Annotated in this window: 18 protein-coding genes and 1 tRNA gene; 8 read left to right on the top strand and 11 right to left on the bottom strand. The window is 68.5% G+C overall.

Features of this window, described 5'->3' with window-relative positions; translation table 11 throughout:
• Positions 1-87 precede the first annotated feature (87 nt).
• Complete coding sequence (locus tag BGP17_RS21345; protein ID WP_286713535.1) at positions 88-708, bottom strand: ATP-binding cassette domain-containing protein; 621 nt, start codon at positions 706-708, stop codon at positions 88-90.
• 157 nt (positions 709-865) lie between these two features.
• On the opposite strand from BGP17_RS21345, the gene BGP17_RS21340 reads away from it, so the two are divergent.
• Positions 866-2,173: a methyl-accepting chemotaxis protein gene (locus BGP17_RS21340; protein WP_286713533.1), complete on the top strand. Its 1,308-nt coding sequence runs from the start codon at positions 866-868 to the stop codon at positions 2,171-2,173.
• A 121-nt stretch (positions 2,174-2,294) separates the two neighbouring features.
• Here the strand turns inward: BGP17_RS21340 and BGP17_RS21335 are convergent, their stop codons facing one another.
• From BGP17_RS21335 to cpdR, 3 genes are all read right to left on the bottom strand, one after another.
• Positions 2,295-3,116 carry a class I SAM-dependent methyltransferase gene (locus tag BGP17_RS21335; RefSeq protein ID WP_167297899.1) on the bottom strand — a complete coding sequence of 274 codons (822 nt, stop codon included), beginning with the start codon at positions 3,114-3,116 and terminating at the stop codon, positions 2,295-2,297.
• A gap of 88 nt (positions 3,117-3,204) precedes the next feature.
• Positions 3,205-3,279, bottom strand: a tRNA-Val gene (locus tag BGP17_RS21330).
• Positions 3,280-3,385: 106 nt separating this feature from the next.
• Positions 3,386-3,760 carry a cell cycle two-component system response regulator CpdR gene (gene cpdR, locus BGP17_RS21325; protein ID WP_167297898.1) on the bottom strand — a complete coding sequence of 125 codons (375 nt, stop codon included), beginning with the start codon at positions 3,758-3,760 and terminating at the stop codon, positions 3,386-3,388.
• A gap of 75 nt (positions 3,761-3,835) precedes the next feature.
• Between cpdR and BGP17_RS21320 the strand changes: the two genes are divergently transcribed.
• Positions 3,836-4,720, top strand: a complete 885-nt coding sequence (locus tag BGP17_RS21320; protein WP_286713532.1) for an N-formylglutamate amidohydrolase — start codon at positions 3,836-3,838, stop codon at positions 4,718-4,720.
• 14 nt (positions 4,721-4,734) lie between these two features.
• Here the strand turns inward: BGP17_RS21320 and BGP17_RS21315 are convergent, their stop codons facing one another.
• The 4 genes from BGP17_RS21315 to BGP17_RS21300 all read right to left on the bottom strand — a co-directional run bounded on the left by BGP17_RS21315 (position 4,735) and on the right by BGP17_RS21300 (position 8,378).
• Positions 4,735-5,319, bottom strand: coding sequence for a hypothetical protein (locus BGP17_RS21315; protein ID WP_286713531.1), 585 nt, complete (start codon positions 5,317-5,319; stop codon positions 4,735-4,737).
• Positions 5,320-5,544: 225 nt separating this feature from the next.
• Positions 5,545-6,090, bottom strand: coding sequence for a cytochrome b (locus tag BGP17_RS21310; RefSeq protein ID WP_341786392.1), 546 nt, complete (start codon positions 6,088-6,090; stop codon positions 5,545-5,547).
• A gap of 2 nt (positions 6,091-6,092) precedes the next feature.
• Positions 6,093-6,875 carry a SapC family protein gene (locus BGP17_RS21305; protein ID WP_167297895.1) on the bottom strand — a complete coding sequence of 261 codons (783 nt, stop codon included), beginning with the start codon at positions 6,873-6,875 and terminating at the stop codon, positions 6,093-6,095.
• Positions 6,876-6,929: 54 nt separating this feature from the next.
• Positions 6,930-8,378, bottom strand: coding sequence for an FAD-binding oxidoreductase (locus tag BGP17_RS21300; protein WP_286713529.1), 1,449 nt, complete (start codon positions 8,376-8,378; stop codon positions 6,930-6,932).
• Between the two features lie 74 nt (positions 8,379-8,452).
• On the opposite strand from BGP17_RS21300, the gene BGP17_RS21295 reads away from it, so the two are divergent.
• From BGP17_RS21295 to BGP17_RS21275, 5 genes are all read left to right on the top strand, one after another.
• Complete coding sequence (locus tag BGP17_RS21295) at positions 8,453-8,920, top strand: hypothetical protein (protein ID WP_086128579.1); 468 nt, start codon at positions 8,453-8,455, stop codon at positions 8,918-8,920.
• 90 nt (positions 8,921-9,010) lie between these two features.
• A complete protein-coding gene (locus tag BGP17_RS21290; RefSeq protein ID WP_286713527.1) occupies positions 9,011-10,417 on the top strand; it encodes a DEAD/DEAH box helicase in 1,407 nt (468 codons plus the stop codon).
• Complete coding sequence (locus BGP17_RS21285; protein WP_208413359.1) at positions 10,414-10,929, top strand: thioredoxin family protein; 516 nt, start codon at positions 10,414-10,416, stop codon at positions 10,927-10,929. The genes BGP17_RS21290 and BGP17_RS21285 overlap by 4 nt, the downstream gene beginning before the upstream one ends.
• Positions 10,926-11,123: a DUF1289 domain-containing protein gene (locus BGP17_RS21280; protein ID WP_208413358.1), complete on the top strand. Its 198-nt coding sequence runs from the start codon at positions 10,926-10,928 to the stop codon at positions 11,121-11,123. Before BGP17_RS21285 ends, BGP17_RS21280 begins: the two co-directional genes overlap by 4 nt.
• A 170-nt stretch (positions 11,124-11,293) precedes the next feature.
• On the top strand, positions 11,294-12,238 hold the full coding sequence (locus BGP17_RS21275) for an amidohydrolase family protein (RefSeq protein ID WP_286713525.1): 945 nt from the start codon (positions 11,294-11,296) through the stop codon (positions 12,236-12,238).
• Positions 12,239-12,314: 76 nt separating this feature from the next.
• Here BGP17_RS21275 and BGP17_RS21270 read toward each other — a convergent pair whose 3' ends face one another.
• The 3 genes from BGP17_RS21270 to BGP17_RS21260 all read right to left on the bottom strand — a co-directional run bounded on the left by BGP17_RS21270 (position 12,315) and on the right by BGP17_RS21260 (position 14,632).
• Entirely contained in the window at positions 12,315-12,953 is a 639-nt protein-coding gene (locus tag BGP17_RS21270) for a glutathione S-transferase family protein (protein WP_167297891.1), read from the bottom strand.
• Positions 12,954-13,015: 62 nt separating this feature from the next.
• Entirely contained in the window at positions 13,016-13,861 is an 846-nt protein-coding gene (locus tag BGP17_RS21265; protein ID WP_167297890.1) for a dienelactone hydrolase family protein, read from the bottom strand.
• A 78-nt stretch (positions 13,862-13,939) separates the two neighbouring features.
• Positions 13,940-14,632 carry a winged helix-turn-helix transcriptional regulator gene (locus tag BGP17_RS21260; RefSeq protein WP_167297889.1) on the bottom strand — a complete coding sequence of 231 codons (693 nt, stop codon included), beginning with the start codon at positions 14,630-14,632 and terminating at the stop codon, positions 13,940-13,942.
• A 161-nt stretch (positions 14,633-14,793) separates the two neighbouring features.
• Between BGP17_RS21260 and BGP17_RS21255 the strand changes: the two genes are divergently transcribed.
• Positions 14,794-15,921, top strand: a complete 1,128-nt coding sequence (locus BGP17_RS21255; RefSeq protein ID WP_286713524.1) for an acyl-CoA dehydrogenase family protein — start codon at positions 14,794-14,796, stop codon at positions 15,919-15,921.
• Positions 15,922-15,935 lie beyond the last annotated feature (14 nt).

Raw genomic sequence — 15,935 nt, 5'->3', positions numbered from 1 at the left:
GACTCCGCCGGCCCGACTCGTTCGTGTAATTTAATTACGCAGTGGCACAAGCGACGGGCGCTGTCACGCACCGGCCGACGGGAAAGCTCAGGCCGGGAGGCAGCCGATCGGCACGGGAAGGAGGCGGCCCTGCGCGTCGCCGATCATCATCACCTCCACGCCGAACGCCGCGCGTAGCGGCTGATGGGCGAGCGCTTCGCCGGGCGCGCCAAAGGCGATCATGCGGCCGCCGCCCAGCAGCAGCACCGCATCCGCCACGCGCGCGGCCAGCACCGGATCGGCGAGCGCGACGACGATGCCCATCCCCTGCCCGGCGGCCGCGCGCAGCTGCGCGATCCGGGCGAATTGCGCGGCCGGGTCGAGCGCGCTCAGCGGATCCTCGGCCAGCAGCCAGTCAGGGCGGGCGACGAGCGCGGCGGCGAGATCGGCGGAACCCCGGCCGAGCAGGCGGTGGCGATCCCGCTCGACCAGCGCGACCGCCCGGGCGCGCTCGGCCCGGCCCAAGCGACCGATCAGCCTGCCGCCCAGCCGGACATGGCCGGCATCGGCATCGGCACGGCCGGCGATCGCGCGCAGCAACAGGGCCTTGCCCGCGCCGGCCGCACCGAGAATCGCCGTCACCTTGCCCCGCTCGAACACCGCGTCCACGCCCTCGAGCACGCGGCGTTCGCCCCGGTTCAGGGCCAGATTCTCGATGCTGAGCTTCATTCCCCGCCCTAGGCATCGGCAGATGACAACCGGGTTACAGTCCGCGGCGCGTTTTTCGGGAAGAATCGGCCGCAACTCGCGAAAAAATGCGCTTTGTCTCGGTACTGTAACGCTGGGCTAAGTGCGCATTTACCAACCGCCCCCTATCCGGCGGGGGATGTCCTTGGCCGATCCCTCGCCCGCCCCAGGCGGCACCTGGCTCACCGAGCGCGAGCTCAATCCGCCGTTGCTGACGCTCACCGACACGATGTGGCGGGCGGCGGAGCTGTTCGGCAACGATCCCGAGCTGCGGCTGGTGGCGATCGTCGACGAGCGCGGACGCCCGCTCGGCGCGATCTTCGAGAAGGACGTGCGGCGGCTGCTGCTCAATCCCTTCGGCCATGCGCTGATGCGCAACCCTTCCTATGGCGCGGCGGTGTCGCGCTATGTCCGCGCCTGTCCGGTGGCGGAGATGACCGACGACCTCGCCCGGCTGATGGAGAGCTACCGCGCTTCGGGCGGATCGGAGGGGATGATCCTGACCCGGGGCGGCCGGGTGCAGGCGACGGTGAACAACCGCCGGCTCGTCCATCTCGCCGCCGAGCGCGAAGTGGCGACGGCGCGCGCCCAGGTGGAGCGCGCGGCGCGGATCGAGGCGGCGAGCCGACGCTTCGAGGCGCAGGTGGAGGCGCTGTCGCACGACATGGGCCTGCTCTCGACTGCGCTCGAGGATGGCGCGGTGCTGACGGCGGACCGGGCGAGCGGCGTGGGCGACCGCGCCCTGGCGGTGGCGACCGCCGCCTCCCAGACGAGCGACAACATGGCGGAGATCGCCGCGCGCGGGCGCGAGCTGGCCGGCGCGCTCTCCGGCATCGCCCACAATACCAGCGATGCGCGCCAGGCGGCGGCGGCGGTCTCGCAACTGGTGGAGAGCGGGAGCGCGCGGACGCGCGACCTGCTCCATTCGGCGCAATCGATCGATTCGGTGATCGGGCTGATCAGCGACATCGCCCGGCAGGTGAACCTGCTCGCGCTCAATGCGACGATCGAGGCGGCGCGCGCCGGCGAGGCGGGGCGCGGCTTCACCGTGGTGGCGAACGAAGTGAAGCAGCTCTCGACCCAGACCGGCATCGCGGCCGACCGGATCACTGCGCATGTCCGCGAGATCCGCGGCGGGATAGACGAGGTCGCCGCGGGGCACAGCCGCGTCGAGCAGGCGATCGGCGCGATGGCGGCGCTGGCCGACGCAGTGGAAAGCGCCGTCGCCCGGCAGGAGGAAGCGACGCGCACGATCGCGCGCAACGTGGACGAGGCAGTGCATGCGAGCACCGGCATCCAGCGCGACGTCGAGGCGATCGGCGGCACTTCGCGCGATGCTTCGGACCAGGCACGCGCGATGCGCGACGTTGCGGGCAGGCTCCATGTCGGCGCCGATGCCCTGTCGGACCAGGTCCATGCCTTTCTGGCGGAACTGCGCGTCGCCTAGAGTCGTTTTCAGCTCTGCTGAATCGGCACCGGCCCGCTCCCCCACCCGGCCACCCATGAATATACTTCCGCTGGGTGGCCGGGTGGGGGAGCGGGCCGGTGCCGTCCTACTGAAAACGACTCTAGCCGGCGGCGGTGACGATCTCCACCCGCACCGGCATCCAGGCATTGCCGTCCCGCCAATGGCCCGCACAGGCTTCGGCCAGGCGGGCGCGCGCCGCCTCGCGCTGGGCCGGCGGCGCACCGAGCAACGGCGCCGCCGTCGACGAGGAAGCAAGCAGGAAATCGGCCGCGGCCTCGGGCGTGGCGGCTGGCACGGGCAGCGCGCCGTGCCAGCTATGGCTGGCGGCGCCCTGGAAACCGGCGGCATCCAACAGCGCGATCAGCCTGGCGGGGTCGCCATAGCGAACCGGGCCGGGGGCATCGGGATCGGCCGGCGGCAATTCGACCACGGATGCGATCGCGGCGCGGATCTGCGCCATGAAACCGACTTCGCCCACCGGCCCCCAGACCGCGAAGGCCAGCCGCCCGCCCGGTGCCAGCCAGTGGCGCAGATTGGCAAAGGCCGCCGCCGGATCGTCGAAGAACATCACCCCGAAGCGCGAGGCCAGCCGATCGAACCGCCGCTCGGGCCGGTAGCGCGCGACATCCGCCTCGACGAAGCGCGCCACCGTGCCCGCCCGCGCGGTGGCCGCGGCGACCAGGTCGGGCGAAATGTCGAAGCCGGTGATGTCGCTGCCGGCCGGCGCCGCCGCGGCGATGGCGCGCGTCGTGCCGCCGCCCCCGCAGGCGATTTCGGCAATGCGACAGGGCGCATCCAGCGCCAGCGCCGCGACGAACGGCGCATCGACCGGCGCAAGCATCGCCTCCATCCCGTCGAGCTGGTCGCGCCACTGGGCGCCGCGACCGCCCGCCCAATCATATTCCGAAGCCTGTTCCCGCATGCGGCCAAGGATGCGCCAAAGCGCGGCGCGGCACCAGTGCAAGGCATCAAAAAAGCCGCCAGATCGGTGACCTGGCGGCTTTTCTATATGGTGGGCGCGGCAAGGATTGAACTTGCGACCCCTGCGATGTCAACACAGTGCTCTACCACTGAGCTACGCGCCCATTGGCCTGTCGGCCGAAACGGGAAGCGGGCCTTTAGCGGGCAACACAGACCCGTGCAAGCACGCTTTTCAGTTTTTGCGGGTCGGCACCGCAGGAATCGAAAACCTCAATTGAACCCGGCATTCTCCGCTTCGAACAGCCGATCCACCTCGAGCACCAGGTCGCGCAGATGGAAGGGCTTGGAGAGCACCCGCGCCTGGGGCACCTGCTTGCCGGCCTTGAGCGTCACCGCCGCGAAGCCGGTGATGAACATCACCCGCATGTCCGGCGCGATCTCGCTCGCCTTCTGGGCCAGCTCGATGCCGTCCATCTCGGGCATCACGATATCGGTTAGCAGCAGGTCGAAGCGCTCGTTCTCGAGCAGCGGTATCGCCGCGGTGCCGCGATCGACCGCGCTGACCGCATAGCCCGAACGCTCGAGCGCCCGGGTAAGGTATTCCCGCATCACGCGGTCATCCTCGGCCAGCAGAATCCGGATCATGTTCCCCCACTCGAAATCAACAGGGCCGCATCCTATACCCGAAGCCCTTAAGATTTTCCGCCCTTATACCATTCCATGCCATTGCGGCAGTGCGATGGCACGCATAGTCATGACGTCGTGACCGGAGAATCCTTCGTCCGCCATGGTGCCGCCGAGCCGCGGAGCCCCGTGATCCTGTCGGTGCCGCATGCCGGGCGCGACTATCCGGACGCGTTGCGCGCCGCGCTGCGCGTGCCGCTGGCGGCACTGCGGGGGCTCGAGGACCGGCATGCCGACGCGATCGCCCTCGCCGCCCGGCGCGACGAGACCCTGTTCGTCGCCACCCGGCCGCGCGCCTGGATCGACCTCAACCGCGCCGAGCACGAGCGCGACCCGCGGCTCGACGACGGCGCCTGGCCGCACGGCGCGCCGCTTTCGGCCAAGCTGCGTTCAGGGCTGGGGCTGGTGCCGCGCCGGGTGGGAAATGCGGGCGACATCTGGCAGCGCCGGCTGAGCGCCGACGAGGTGCAGCAGCGCATCCATGCCGACCACCGCCCCTGGCATGCCGCGATCGATGCGGCGCTGGCCTCGGCGCGGGCGCGCTTCGGCGTGGCGGTGCTGCTCGACGTCCATTCGATGCCGCCGCTCGGCAATCCCGCGACGGCGGCGCGGCTCGTGCCCGGCGACCGGTTCGGCAAGTCGGCGGCGGGGCGTTTCCTGGGCCGGATCGAGGGCGTGGCGCGCGCGCACCGCATTCGCACCATGGCCAACACGCCCTATTCGGGCGGGCATATATTGGAGCGGCACGGCGATCCGCGCCGCGGCGTGCATGCGATCCAGCTCGAATTCGACCGCGCGCTCTATCTCGATCCGGCGCTCGACCAGCCGGGCCCGGGACTGGCGGCGGCGGTACGGCTGCTGCGCGATATCATCGACGCCGTGGCCGACGAAGCGCTGCCGGGCGCGATCGCGGCGGAGTGAACCGGCCCGGCGGCTCACTTCCGATTGTTGTTCCATCGTTCGATATCGCCGGGCCGGCTGCAGAACGGAACGACCGGCAGCGCCTTCGCCATCATGCCCGGAGCGCGCAGTTCCATCGTGATGAAACCGGCACTGCCCCGGCCGCTCTGCAGCATTGCGTCATAGGACCCCAGCAACATGCCGTCCGCCGCATAGGCGTTCCATATGGCACGATAGAGGTAGCTGCCGCCGTTCGCGACCGTGAGGCTGGTGCGCTCGACTCGTGCGGTGCGGTTCACCCAGGGATCCGTCGCGTCCGCGGCGTCGATGAAGGTTCCGTCCAGCGCCCAATTCCCGTGGCCGAGATAGGTGTGCTTCAGGAAGATTTCGCCCAGACCGCGCGGCACCTTTGCGAGCGTGCGATAGTCCAGGAACGCCCTTTCCGCGCGCGCTTCCGCCTTTGCGATCGAGCTCGGCTTGGGTGTCTTTCGCCCGTCATAGCAAGAAGCCGAAGGCCCGGTGCCCGGCTGCAACATGAGGAATTGGGCATGCGCGCGCATGGCCGTGAAACCGGTCACCACGGCGACGCAGCAGGCGAAGCACTTCGCAAATCCCCTCATCGCGCCAACCTTAAGATGCCGCGCCGATTTTACCAGCAGCCCGCAAGCGCCCGATAAAAAACCACCTCGTGGTTACCCACGAGGTGGCCAAGGTTCAGGGAGGAGACACGCCCGAGGGCGTGCCGTACGGCCTCGCGAAAGGGGGGACACGACGCCGTACACAGCAAATATAAGTGAGAGGCCGGATAGTTCAAGGGGTCGCGAGAAACCGTTTTCAACGCGCGATCAGCCGCGTCGGCCCGATCCCGGAAGCATGCGCGCCAGCACCCGGTCGCGCAGGATGAAATGGTGGCGCAGCGCCGCGGCGATGTGGATCGCCACCAGTGCCGCCATCAGATAGCCGAGCAGCTCGTGCGCCTCATGCGCATTGTGGGCGATGCCCGGCGTGGCGGGCAGCACGGGAATCTCGAACAGCCCGAACCAGTTGATCGGGCGCGGACGCTCGGGATTGGAGGAGAGCAGCCAGCCGCTGATCGGCAGGATCAGCAGCAGCGCATAGAGGATGAAGTGGACCGTATGTGCGGTCGCCTTCTCCCAGGCCGGCAGCAATTCGGGCAGATGCGGCGGCTTGTGCGTGAGCCGCCAGCCGATCCGGCCCAGCGTGAGCACCAGCACGGCAATGCCGACCGACTTGTGGATCGGCATGATGCCCCACGCCCGCGGCATCGCGTCGTGGAACAGGCCGACGATGAGGTTGAACAGGACGAGCGCGGCGATCGACCAGTGGAAGGCGATCGCCCCCCGGCTGTATCGATCGCCGCGCGCCGTCACGATCAGGCGTTCGGCTGAACGAGCTGCGGCTCGGGCATCTTGCCCTGGCGCAGCTGGCGGCCGAAGATGTCGCGCATCAGGCCCAGCGAGAAGAGATGCGCGTAGATGAGCGGCAGCATGCCGTTCTGCACGATCTTGCGCAGCTGGTCGCCGCGCATCTCGTTGAGCTTGTTCTCGTCGACCATCATGAAGCCGCGATAGACGAAGGGCTGGGCGGCGCCGTCCGGCTGGATCGTCACTTCGCCGTCGATCAGCAGGTCGAGATCCTTGAGCTCCTTCATGAACTGGCCGGTGCGGGCGCCGGCCTGCTCGAACTGCTCGTTGAACTGCAGGATGTTCTTGGTGGTGTCGCTCGGCTGGCCGTCGACGAACAGGGCCTCGCCCTCCTCGAACGCGCCGACCGTGTCCGAGGTCGGATCGAAGCAGAGCGACAGCTCGTCGCTGTCGGGGCGCAGGCGCGCCAGCAGATAGGGATAGCGGCGGATATAGGCCGGGACGTAGAAGTTCGTCTCGTTGAGCGAGCCATCATCGTCGAAGAAGGTGTTGATGCCCTCGTTCAGGCCCATCAGCGCCAGCGGCACCGGCTCCTCGCCCTGCGAGAAGACGATCGGCATGAAGCGCTGCACCAGCGGGAATTCCTCGACGGTGACCGGCACCGCGTGCTGCTTGGCGAGGAACGGCGCCTTGTCGGCGGCGCGAATCTTGAAATCGGCGTGCTGCTGGCTCGAGAGCGGCTCAAGCTCGTTGTAGAACAGAGGCAGCGACTGCTGCGGGGCGGAAGCCATCCTAAATCTCCTGGGAACTAAAAATGCTGATGTCTGGAATCCCGGGGCGAGGGTCTATGGGGTGTCAGCGTCGGGCGCAAGCGCTACGAGCTTGCCGGGATTCAGGATTCCGCGGGGATCCAGTGCCGATTTGATCGCTTTCAATGCCGCGATACGCGACGGCGGGCTCAAACGCTCCAGTTCGGCACGCTTCATCTGTCCGATACCATGCTCGGCGGAGATCGATCCGCCCTCGGCCACCACCATGTCGTAGACGAGGCGGCTCACCGCGGGCCCGTCGCCGGCATACCAGGCGTCCCGATCGGCGCCCTGCGGCGCGCGGACATGGAAATGGACGTTGCCGTCGCCCAGATGCCCGAAGGCTGTGGCGCGCGTGCCCGGGAAGCGCCGCTCGGCCTCGGCCGCGGCCGCGAGCATGAAGCGCGGCATCTTGTCGACCGGCACCGAGATGTCGTGCTGCATCGCCGGCCCCAGCGCGCGCTCGGCCTCCGAGATCGAATCGCGGATGTGCCAGAAGGCCTCGACCTGGGCCTCGCTGGTCGAGATCACCGCGTCTTCGGCCAGGCCCGCCTCGAACACGGGGACGAGCAGCCGCTCGAGCAGGGCGGCGGGCGGCTCGGCGCCCGGCTCGGTCGCCACCGATTCGATCAACACATGCCAGGCATGCTCGCCGGCCAGCGGCGAACGGGTGCCGGGGATGTGGTGGAGGACATGGCCCAGTATCTCGCCCGGGATGATCTCGAAGCTCTCGATCGTGGCGGTGCGCGCCTCCATCAGGCGCAGGATGCGGAGCGCGTCCTCGGGATCGGCGACGCCGACCCAGGCGGCGGCACGCTCGACGATGGCGGGATAGAGGCGCAGCGTCGCGGCGGTGACGATGCCGATCGTCCCCTCCGCGCCGATCAGCAACTGGGTGAGATCATAGCCGCGATTGTCCTTCTTGAGCGGAACGAGCCCCTCATGGATCGAGCCGTCGGGCAGCACCGCCTCCACCCCCGCGACGAGGTGGCGCATGTTGCCGAAGCGCAGCACCTGGGTGCCGCCGGCATTGGTGGAGACCAGCCCGCCGATCGTCGCGCTGCCCTTGGCGCCCAGGGTGAGCGGGAAGCGGCGCCCCTGCTCGGCCATGGCGTCGTGGAAATTGGCCAGGATCACTCCGGCCTCGACCACCGCGAGATTTCCGACGGTGTCGACCGAGCGGATATGGTTCATCCGGCGCGTGGAGAGGAGCAGCGCCGAACCGTCCTCCGGCGGCGTCGCCCCGCCGACCATGCCGGTATTGCCGCCCTGAGGCACGATCCTCACGCCGAGCTCGCCGGCAAGGCGGACGATCGCGGCGACTTCCTCCGTCGATCTGGGCGAGAGCAGCGCCGGCGCGCGGCCGTGATACCGGCCGCGCCAGTCCGACTCCCAGGGCTCGATCGCATGGGGATCCGTGGTCACCGTCTTGGGGCCGAAGCGTTCCAGGATGGTATCGACAAGCTGTTGCTGGGCTGGTGTCATGGCATTTTTGGGCTAGCACGACCGGTGTCAGTTCATCCACTGTTCAAACCTGCAACGTACATAACCAACGCGAAATGCCGAATCCGTTCCTGGTCGCATCCAGCCTCCTGCTCTTCGTCGCCGCACCCGCCGCGGCGCCCGCAGGCGTGCCCGACTGGAAAGCGGTTACCCTGAACCTTCAGCAAGAGCAGCAGCGCGTGACGATCCAGGTGCCGCGCGTCACCATCACCAGCAGCGCGACCATCATCGTGCGCCGCGCCCCCCATGTGGTGGAGAAGAAGGCGAAGGACTGCGTGAAGGTGCAGGACATCTCCGGCTTCGCGGGCGTGAACACTCAGGACAGCGTCGACCTGGTGCTGCGCGACGGCTCGCTGCTGCGCGCCAAGCTGGGCCGCAAGTGCCAGGCGCTCGGCTTCTACAACGGCTTCTACGTCAAGACGAACAAGGACCAGAAGATCTGCGCCGGACGCGATTCGATCCGCACGCGGGCGGGCCGTTCCTGCGACGTGGAAGACTTCAAGACGCTCGCATTGGAGCGCTGAGCACCTCCGCGCTTGACTTTCCCCGATAAATCCGCAAGCGCGTGAAGGCTTCGCGCGTGGACCTGCCACGCCGATTTTCCGGAAAATTGCATGAGCTTTGCCGATCTCGGCCTTTCTGACGAACTTCTGCGCGCAGTGACCGACGCGGGCTATACCGAGCCCACGCCCATTCAGCGCCAGTCGATCCCCCCGGTCCTCATGGGCAAGGACCTGATCGGTATCGCCCAGACGGGCACGGGCAAGACCGCCGCCTTCGTCCTCCCGATGATCGACATCCTCGGCGAGGGGCGTACGCGCGCGCTGATGCCGCGCTCGCTCATCCTCGAGCCGACGCGCGAGCTGGCCGCCCAGGTCGCCGAGAATTTCGAGAAGTACGGCACCCATCACAAGCTCTCCATGGCCCTGCTGATCGGCGGCGTGCAGATGGGCGACCAGGTGAAGGCGCTGGAAAAGGGCGTCGACGTGCTGATCGCCACGCCGGGCCGGCTGATGGACCTGTTCGGCCGCGGCAAGATCCTGCTCAACGGCTGCAGCCTGCTCGTGATCGACGAAGCGGATCGCATGCTCGACATGGGGTTCATCCCCGATATCGAGGAAATCTGCACCAAGCTGCCCAAGGAACGGCAGACCCTGCTCTTCTCGGCGACGATGCCGCCGGTGATCAAGAAGCTGGCGGACAAGTTCCTCAACGATCCCAAGCGCGTGGAAGTCGCCCGCCCGGCGACGACCAACACCAACATCACCCAGTTCCTCATCGAGACCACGACGATGAAGAAGCGCGAGGTGCTGCGTGCGCTGATCGAGGCGGACGACGTCCAGACCGGCATCATCTTCTGCAACCGCAAGACCACGGTGCGCGAGCTCAACAAGAGCCTGCAGCGCCATGGCATCCGCTCGGCCGAGATCCATGGCGACATGGACCAGCCGGCGCGCATCGCCGAGCTGGAGCGGTTCAAGAAGGGCGATGTAAACATCCTCGTCGCCTCGGACGTCGCCGCGCGCGGGCTCGACATCAAGGGCGTGAGCCACGTCTATAATTTCGACGCGCCCTGGCATCCGGACGATTATGTCCATCGCATCGGCCGCACGGGCCGCGCGGGCGCGACCGGCACCGCCTATACGCTGGTGACCGCCGACGATGCCGAGAACATCGCCAGTATCGAGAAGCTCACCGGCCAGAAGATCGAGCGGGTGAAGCTGCGGAATGCGCCCGCCCCCTCCGAGGAGGACGAGCGCGCGGAAGCGCCGCGCGGCCGCCGGCGCAAGGGCGACGAGGACAAGGCGCGGAAGCCTCGCTCGAGGAAGGAAGAGCCCAGGCGCGAGGAAGCGCGGCGCGACGAGCCGGTCCGCGAGACCCGCGCCCGCGACGAGCAGCCGCGCCGGGACCGCGACCGCAGCCGCCGCCGCGACGAACGCGATCCCAACGACTCGGGGGGCCCGGACGAGGGCTGGAACGGCCCCATCCCCGACTTCCTGAACTATACGCTGGCCGAATGATCCGGCGCGTGGGGCTGGCTCTCGCGCTGGCGGCGGCGATGCTGCCCGGCGCGGCGCCGGCCCAGCGCATGGCTCCGCGGCTCGAGGCGCGGACGCTCGACCGGCTGCCGCTCCCCCTGCCCGCGCCCTATGACTCCGGGCGCGACGCGCGCCGCGACATCGATGCCGCGCTCGCCGGCGCGAAGAAATCGGGCAAGCCGCTGCTCCTCGATTTCGGCGCGAACTGGTGCGTCGATTGCCGCGTGCTGGCGGGCGTGCTCGCGCTGCCCGAGATGCGCGGATGGGTGGCGCGCAATTTCGTGCTGGTCCAGATCGACATCGGCATGTTCGACCGCAACCTGGACCTGCCCCGGCGCTTCGGCGCCGCGTCCCTCGAAGCGGTGCCGGCGATCCTGGTGATCGATCCGCGCACCGGCAAGATCCGCAACCGCGACGACATTCTCGGCCTGGGCGACGCCAGGATCATGCAACCCCAGGAAATGGCCGACTGGCTGGCACGCTGGACGCGATGATCGAATATGTGCCCATCGTCGAAAGCCCCTGCGTCAGCATCTGCGCGATGGACGCCGCCACGGGGTGGTGCATCGGCTGCGGCCGCACGCTGGCGGAAATCGCCCGCTGGAGCGAGACCGACCAGGCCGATCGCGACGCGGTGATGGCGGAACTGCCCGCGCGGATGGAACGGCTGGAGGGCAGGCTCCGCTAGGAGCCCGGCTCGACCGGCAGATACCGGATCCCCGCCCATCGCCGGCCACGCCCGCCGCGATTTGTGACGAACGCGCCGCGGGCGGGACGAACCGCATGGACAGCCGCGCCCCGGAACTGCGATTCAAAGGGGCGACTCCGGCGCGAACGGAGCTTCCAGGGAGGATCGTCATGGATATCGGCCGCAGGGGATTTCTGAAGCTGGGTGGCGCCGGGGCCGCTTATGCCCTGTTGCCGGGCGCAGCGGCCGCCCCCGCGACCGGGCGCCCGATCATCGACGTACACATGCACGCCTATCCGGCGACGATGCAGCTTCCTGCCCCGGTCACCAATCCGATCTCGGGCTTCAAGAGCCCGATCCGGACCGGGGCCGACCATCTCGCCGCCTGCATCGCCGAGATGAAGAAGCACAATGTCGTGAAGGGCGTGGTGAGCGGCGGCGATGGCGACCGGCTCCAGGCCGCGATCGACTGGCATGACCGCGATCCCGATCGCTTCGTCGCCGGCGCCGGAATCCGCGGTTCGGACGATACGCCGCTGCCGCCGATCGACGTGCTCCGCAAGGCCTTTGCCGATGGCAGGCTCAAGGTGCTCGGCGAAGTGACGTCGCAATATGCCGGGCTGTCGCTCAGCGATCCCAAATTCGATCCCTATCTCGCACTGGCCGAAGCGTTCGACGTGCCCGTCGCGCTCCACACCGGCACCATGCCCGCAGGGACGAGCTTCGATCCCTGCTGCACATCGGCGCGGGCCCGCTTCGGCAATCCCGAGCTGGTCGAGGAAGCGCTCAACCGCCACCCCAAGCTGCGCCTCAACATCATGCATGGCGGCTGGCCCTATCTCGACGACACGATCGCGATGCTGATGCTCTATCCGAACGTGAACATCGATACCGGCGCGATCGACTGGCTGCTGCCGCGCCCCGCCTTCCACGCCTATCTGCGGACCTTTGTCGATTCGGGCTTTTCCAAGCGCATCATGTTCGGATCGGACCATATGTATTGGCCCGACGCGATCGGCCTCGCCATCGAGGGGATCGAGAGCGCGGCCTTCCTGACCGAGGCGCAGAAGCAGGACATCCTGCACGACAACGCCGTGCGCTTCTACAAGCTGTGAGCGCGTAGCGGCATATGCCTCGCCCGCCCGTCACCCGGGGCCCCCGGCACAAGGCCGGGGTGATCGAAAGGACTGGCTAGGCCGGCGCCTGTGCCGGCTGCAGCTCCGCCGCCAGCGCATCGTCCTTGGCCGAGGCGCGCCGATAGGCCTCCCGCTCGCTCAGCCGGCCGAAATAGTCGAGGAACGCGTCGCGCTTGGGCAGCGTGCCGAACATCGTGCCCCAGCCGACCGCGGAGCCGACATAGATGTCCGCCGCGGTGAAGCGGTCGCCGGCGATGTAGGGATGCGCCGAAACGGCCCTTTCCAGCACGTCCACCGTCAGCTCGTAATTGCCATAGCCGAACATGCGGCCCTGCTCCGGCCTGGGGACGAACTGGGCGGCATGGTTGGTCACCGCCTGCTCGACCGGGCCGGCGGCGAAGAACAGCCAGCGATAATAATCGGCGCGCTCGCTCGCATCGGGGGCGAGGCCCGCCGCCGGAAAGGCTTCGGCCAGATAGGCGCAGATCGCGGCGCATTCGGTGACGACATGGCCGCCATGGACGATCGCCGGCACTTTTCCCATCGGGTTGATGCCCAGATAATCCTCGCCCTTCATCGTCGTGCCATATTCGACGACCTGCGTCTCATAGGATGCACCGGCCTCCTCCAGCGCCCAGCGGACGATGCGCCCGCGCGACTGGGGATGGGTGTAGAAGGTCAGATCGCCTGCCATGGTTTCTCTCCGGATCAATCGAACATAAAGTGAACAAATCAACCGATCGCGTCAAGCGTCGTTCAAAGCGCGGCGAAGGTGGCGAGCAGGCGCTCCCAGGCGCGATTGGCCTGATCCGCGTTATAGACCTGGCTGTCCGGCGGGCACCAGCCGTGCATCGTGCCCTTGTAGACTTCGACCTCGGCCGGCTGGCTGCTGGCGGCGAAGGCGGCCTTGAGCTTGTCCTTGTCCTCCGGGGCGCGGGCATCGTCATTCTCGGCGATCGCGATCAGCCAGTGCGCCTTCATCTGGGGCACGAGCGCGATCAGGCCATCGGCCGCGAGCCCGCCGCCATGGAAGGTCGCGCCGCCATGGACGCGTGCGGGCACCGCCGCCGCAGTGTACATGACCATCGGACCACCCATGCAATAGCCGGTGCTGCCGATGCCGCGCCGGGTGTCCGTTTCCTTCTGCCGGTCGACCCAGGCGACAAAGGCCTTTGCATCGCGGGTGCTCGCATCCGGCGTGAGCAGCTGGCGCCACGGACCGACCTTGGCCCGCAGGGCATCGTCGAAGCCCTGGCCCGGCGTGACGAAGGGCGCCTTGGTCGAGCGGTAGAACTGGTTGACGGTGAGCACCGCATAGCCCGACTGGGCAAGCCGGTCGGCCATCTGGCGAAAGGCCGGCCGCAGTCCGAAAATGTCCGGCCACACGATCACGGCGGGATGCCTGCCGGTCGCGGGCGCGACGAAATAGGCGTCGCAGCTGCCGTCCGGCGTGGCGATGATGACGTCACGCCCCGCGATCTCGGCCGCACCGGCCGGAACCGGGAGCAGCACCGCGACGCCCGCCGCAGCCGCGCCCGCGCCGAATTCGCGGCGAGTCAGCAGGAAGTGCGCATTGTCGGCGGCGGTCAGCTCGTCACACATGGGATTCCTCCGTGATCTCGGATGGCGCCCCGGCATGCCGAGTCGCGGCGGCGAGGCTACACGCCCCGCCCGCTTCCGTCATGCCGCGAGGCGATCCTGGCGGGCATGGCGGGCAAAGGGACTGAGCCCGAGCCAGCGCTGCATCTGCGCCGCGATGCCGGGGGCACCGGTGAGCAGCAGCGTCTCGCGATCGAGCGCGTCCCGCACCGTCTCATACCCCATCCAGATCGCCGTCATGGTCCGCAGATCCGAAGAGACGAACAGATCGACTTCGTGGCCGGGATCGATCGAGCACAGGTCGACTCCGGATTGCGGATCGACCACCAGCCAGTAGCGGCGGCGCGGCTCGGGCTGTTCGGGGAAACGGAACTGGATCACGTTGCGCCTGGGCGGCAGCGGCGTGGGATCGAGGTGGCGGCGCATGTCCCACATCAGCAGCTGCGCATCGAGATGCTGGAGCGAGAGTTCATATGCCACCCAGCGCTGGCCCCAGATGCCGAATGCCTCGACCACCGGCTCCAGCTCGCGCCCGGCTTCGGTAAGGCGATAGTCGGTGCCGCCCTCCTCGCGCGCGACGATGCCCGCGCATTCGAGTTCCTTGAGCCGCTGCGAGAGCAAGGCGGGCGACATGCGCGGCACGCCGCGGCGCAGGTCGTTGAACCGCGTCGATCCCGCGAACAGCTCGCGCAGCAGCACCACCGTCCAGCGCGTGCACAATATCTCCGCGGCCATCGCGACCGGGCAGAATTGCTTGTAGCTCCCTTGCGTCATCCCCGATCCTTCACGCCGGATACTTCACGCCCCAATACTTCACGAACGCGCATTCATGGTAGTTCAGAGTCTGTACCGGGCAAGTTCAGTTTCTGAACTGGAGCATGGCCGGGAGGATGGCCGATTGGTGGCGCGACCAATCGACCGAAAGGGGAATGACGATGGAAGGCAAGCTCATGCCGCAGGACTGGATCGCCGAGGCCCAGGCGATCGCCACGGAGATCGCGGCGCATGCCGAGCGCCACGATGCCGAGGAGAGCTTCGTGGCCGAAGGCTATGCACGGCTGAAGGAAGCGGGCTTCTTCAAGGCATTGGTGCCCGAAGCCCTGGGCGGCGGCGGCGCCGGCTTCGCCGATGTCTGCGGGGCGATCCGCGTGCTGGGCGCCGCCTGCGGCTCGACCGCGCTCGCCTTCTCGATGCACACCCATCTGGTCGCCGCCGCGGCGTGGCGCCTGAAGCACCAGGGTGCGCCGACCGAGGGCCTGCTCCGCCGGGTGGCGGCCGAGGAACTGATCCTCGTCTCGAGCGGCGGATCGGACTGGCTGGAAAGCGCCGGCACCGCCGAGAAGGTGGAAGGCGGCTTCCGCATCACCGCGCGCAAACCCTTCTCGAGCGGCTGCGAACTGGGCGACCTGCTGATGACCAGCGCGGTGTACGACGATCCCGAGGCGGGGCCGACCGTGCTCCATTTCGGCGTGCCGCTGCGCGCGGAGGGCGTGACGATCACCGATAGCTGGCACGTGCTGGGCATGCGAGGCACCGGCTCGCACGATCTGATGCTCGACAGGGTGTTCGTCGCCGACGCCGCGATCTCCGGCCGGCGGCCGCAGGGCAAGTGGCATATGCTGTTCCATGTGATCGGCATGATCGCCTTCGCCGCGATCTATTCGGCCTATATGGGCGTGGCGGACGGCGCGCGGCGGCGCGCGCTGGAAATCGCGCGCACCCGCCGGCCCGACTCCCATCTGCTCCAGCGCATCGGCGAGATGGAGAACGCCCATGCCGCGGCGGACATGGCGATGCGCGAGATGATCGCGATCGCGGTCGACGGCGAGCCGGGGCCGGCCACGACGAGCCGCGCGATGACGTGCCGCACCCTGCTCGGCGACGCCACGATCGGGACGGTGAGCCGGGCGATGGACGTCGCCGGGGGCGCGGGCTTCTATCGCAAGGCCGGGCTCGAACGCGCCCTTCGCGACGTGCAGGGCGCCCGCTTCCACCCGCTGCAGCGCGAACCGCAGCACGCATTGGCCGCCCGCGTCGCGCTGGGGCTCGACATCGACGGCTGACCCCGGCATGCGTC

The sequence above is a fragment of the Sphingomonas sp. 67-41 genome (assembly GCF_001899725.1).
Classification (GTDB): Bacteria; Pseudomonadota; Alphaproteobacteria; order Sphingomonadales; family Sphingomonadaceae; genus Sphingomonas; species Sphingomonas leidyi.
Note: the sequence above shows the minus strand (reverse complement) of the source record. Positions and strands in the feature narration are given on the sequence as shown.

What these genes read in the sequence shown, in the direction of transcription:
- BGP17_RS21345 (WP_286713535.1), bottom strand. Translation starts at nt 708, where the DNA reads ATGAAGCTCAGCATCGAGAATCTGGCCCTGAACCGGGGCGAACGCCGC.
- BGP17_RS21340 (WP_286713533.1), top strand. Translation starts at nt 866, where the DNA reads ATGTCCTTGGCCGATCCCTCGCCCGCCCCAGGCGGCACCTGGCTCACC.
- BGP17_RS21335 (WP_167297899.1), bottom strand. Translation starts at nt 3,116, where the DNA reads ATGCGGGAACAGGCTTCGGAATATGATTGGGCGGGCGGTCGCGGCGCC.
- cpdR (WP_167297898.1), bottom strand. Translation starts at nt 3,760, where the DNA reads ATGATCCGGATTCTGCTGGCCGAGGATGACCGCGTGATGCGGGAATAC.
- BGP17_RS21320 (WP_286713532.1), top strand. Translation starts at nt 3,836, where the DNA reads ATGCCATTGCGGCAGTGCGATGGCACGCATAGTCATGACGTCGTGACC.
- BGP17_RS21315 (WP_286713531.1), bottom strand. Translation starts at nt 5,319, where the DNA reads ATGAGGGGATTTGCGAAGTGCTTCGCCTGCTGCGTCGCCGTGGTGACC.
- BGP17_RS21305 (WP_167297895.1), bottom strand. Translation starts at nt 6,875, where the DNA reads ATGGCTTCCGCCCCGCAGCAGTCGCTGCCTCTGTTCTACAACGAGCTT.
- BGP17_RS21300 (WP_286713529.1), bottom strand. Translation starts at nt 8,378, where the DNA reads ATGACACCAGCCCAGCAACAGCTTGTCGATACCATCCTGGAACGCTTC.
- BGP17_RS21295 (WP_086128579.1), top strand. Translation starts at nt 8,453, where the DNA reads ATGCCGAATCCGTTCCTGGTCGCATCCAGCCTCCTGCTCTTCGTCGCC.
- BGP17_RS21290 (WP_286713527.1), top strand. Translation starts at nt 9,011, where the DNA reads ATGAGCTTTGCCGATCTCGGCCTTTCTGACGAACTTCTGCGCGCAGTG.
- BGP17_RS21285 (WP_208413359.1), top strand. Translation starts at nt 10,414, where the DNA reads ATGATCCGGCGCGTGGGGCTGGCTCTCGCGCTGGCGGCGGCGATGCTG.
- BGP17_RS21280 (WP_208413358.1), top strand. Translation starts at nt 10,926, where the DNA reads ATGATCGAATATGTGCCCATCGTCGAAAGCCCCTGCGTCAGCATCTGC.
- BGP17_RS21275 (WP_286713525.1), top strand. Translation starts at nt 11,294, where the DNA reads ATGGATATCGGCCGCAGGGGATTTCTGAAGCTGGGTGGCGCCGGGGCC.
- BGP17_RS21270 (WP_167297891.1), bottom strand. Translation starts at nt 12,953, where the DNA reads ATGGCAGGCGATCTGACCTTCTACACCCATCCCCAGTCGCGCGGGCGC.
- BGP17_RS21265 (WP_167297890.1), bottom strand. Translation starts at nt 13,861, where the DNA reads ATGTGTGACGAGCTGACCGCCGCCGACAATGCGCACTTCCTGCTGACT.
- BGP17_RS21260 (WP_167297889.1), bottom strand. Translation starts at nt 14,632, where the DNA reads ATGACGCAAGGGAGCTACAAGCAATTCTGCCCGGTCGCGATGGCCGCG.
- BGP17_RS21255 (WP_286713524.1), top strand. Translation starts at nt 14,794, where the DNA reads ATGGAAGGCAAGCTCATGCCGCAGGACTGGATCGCCGAGGCCCAGGCG.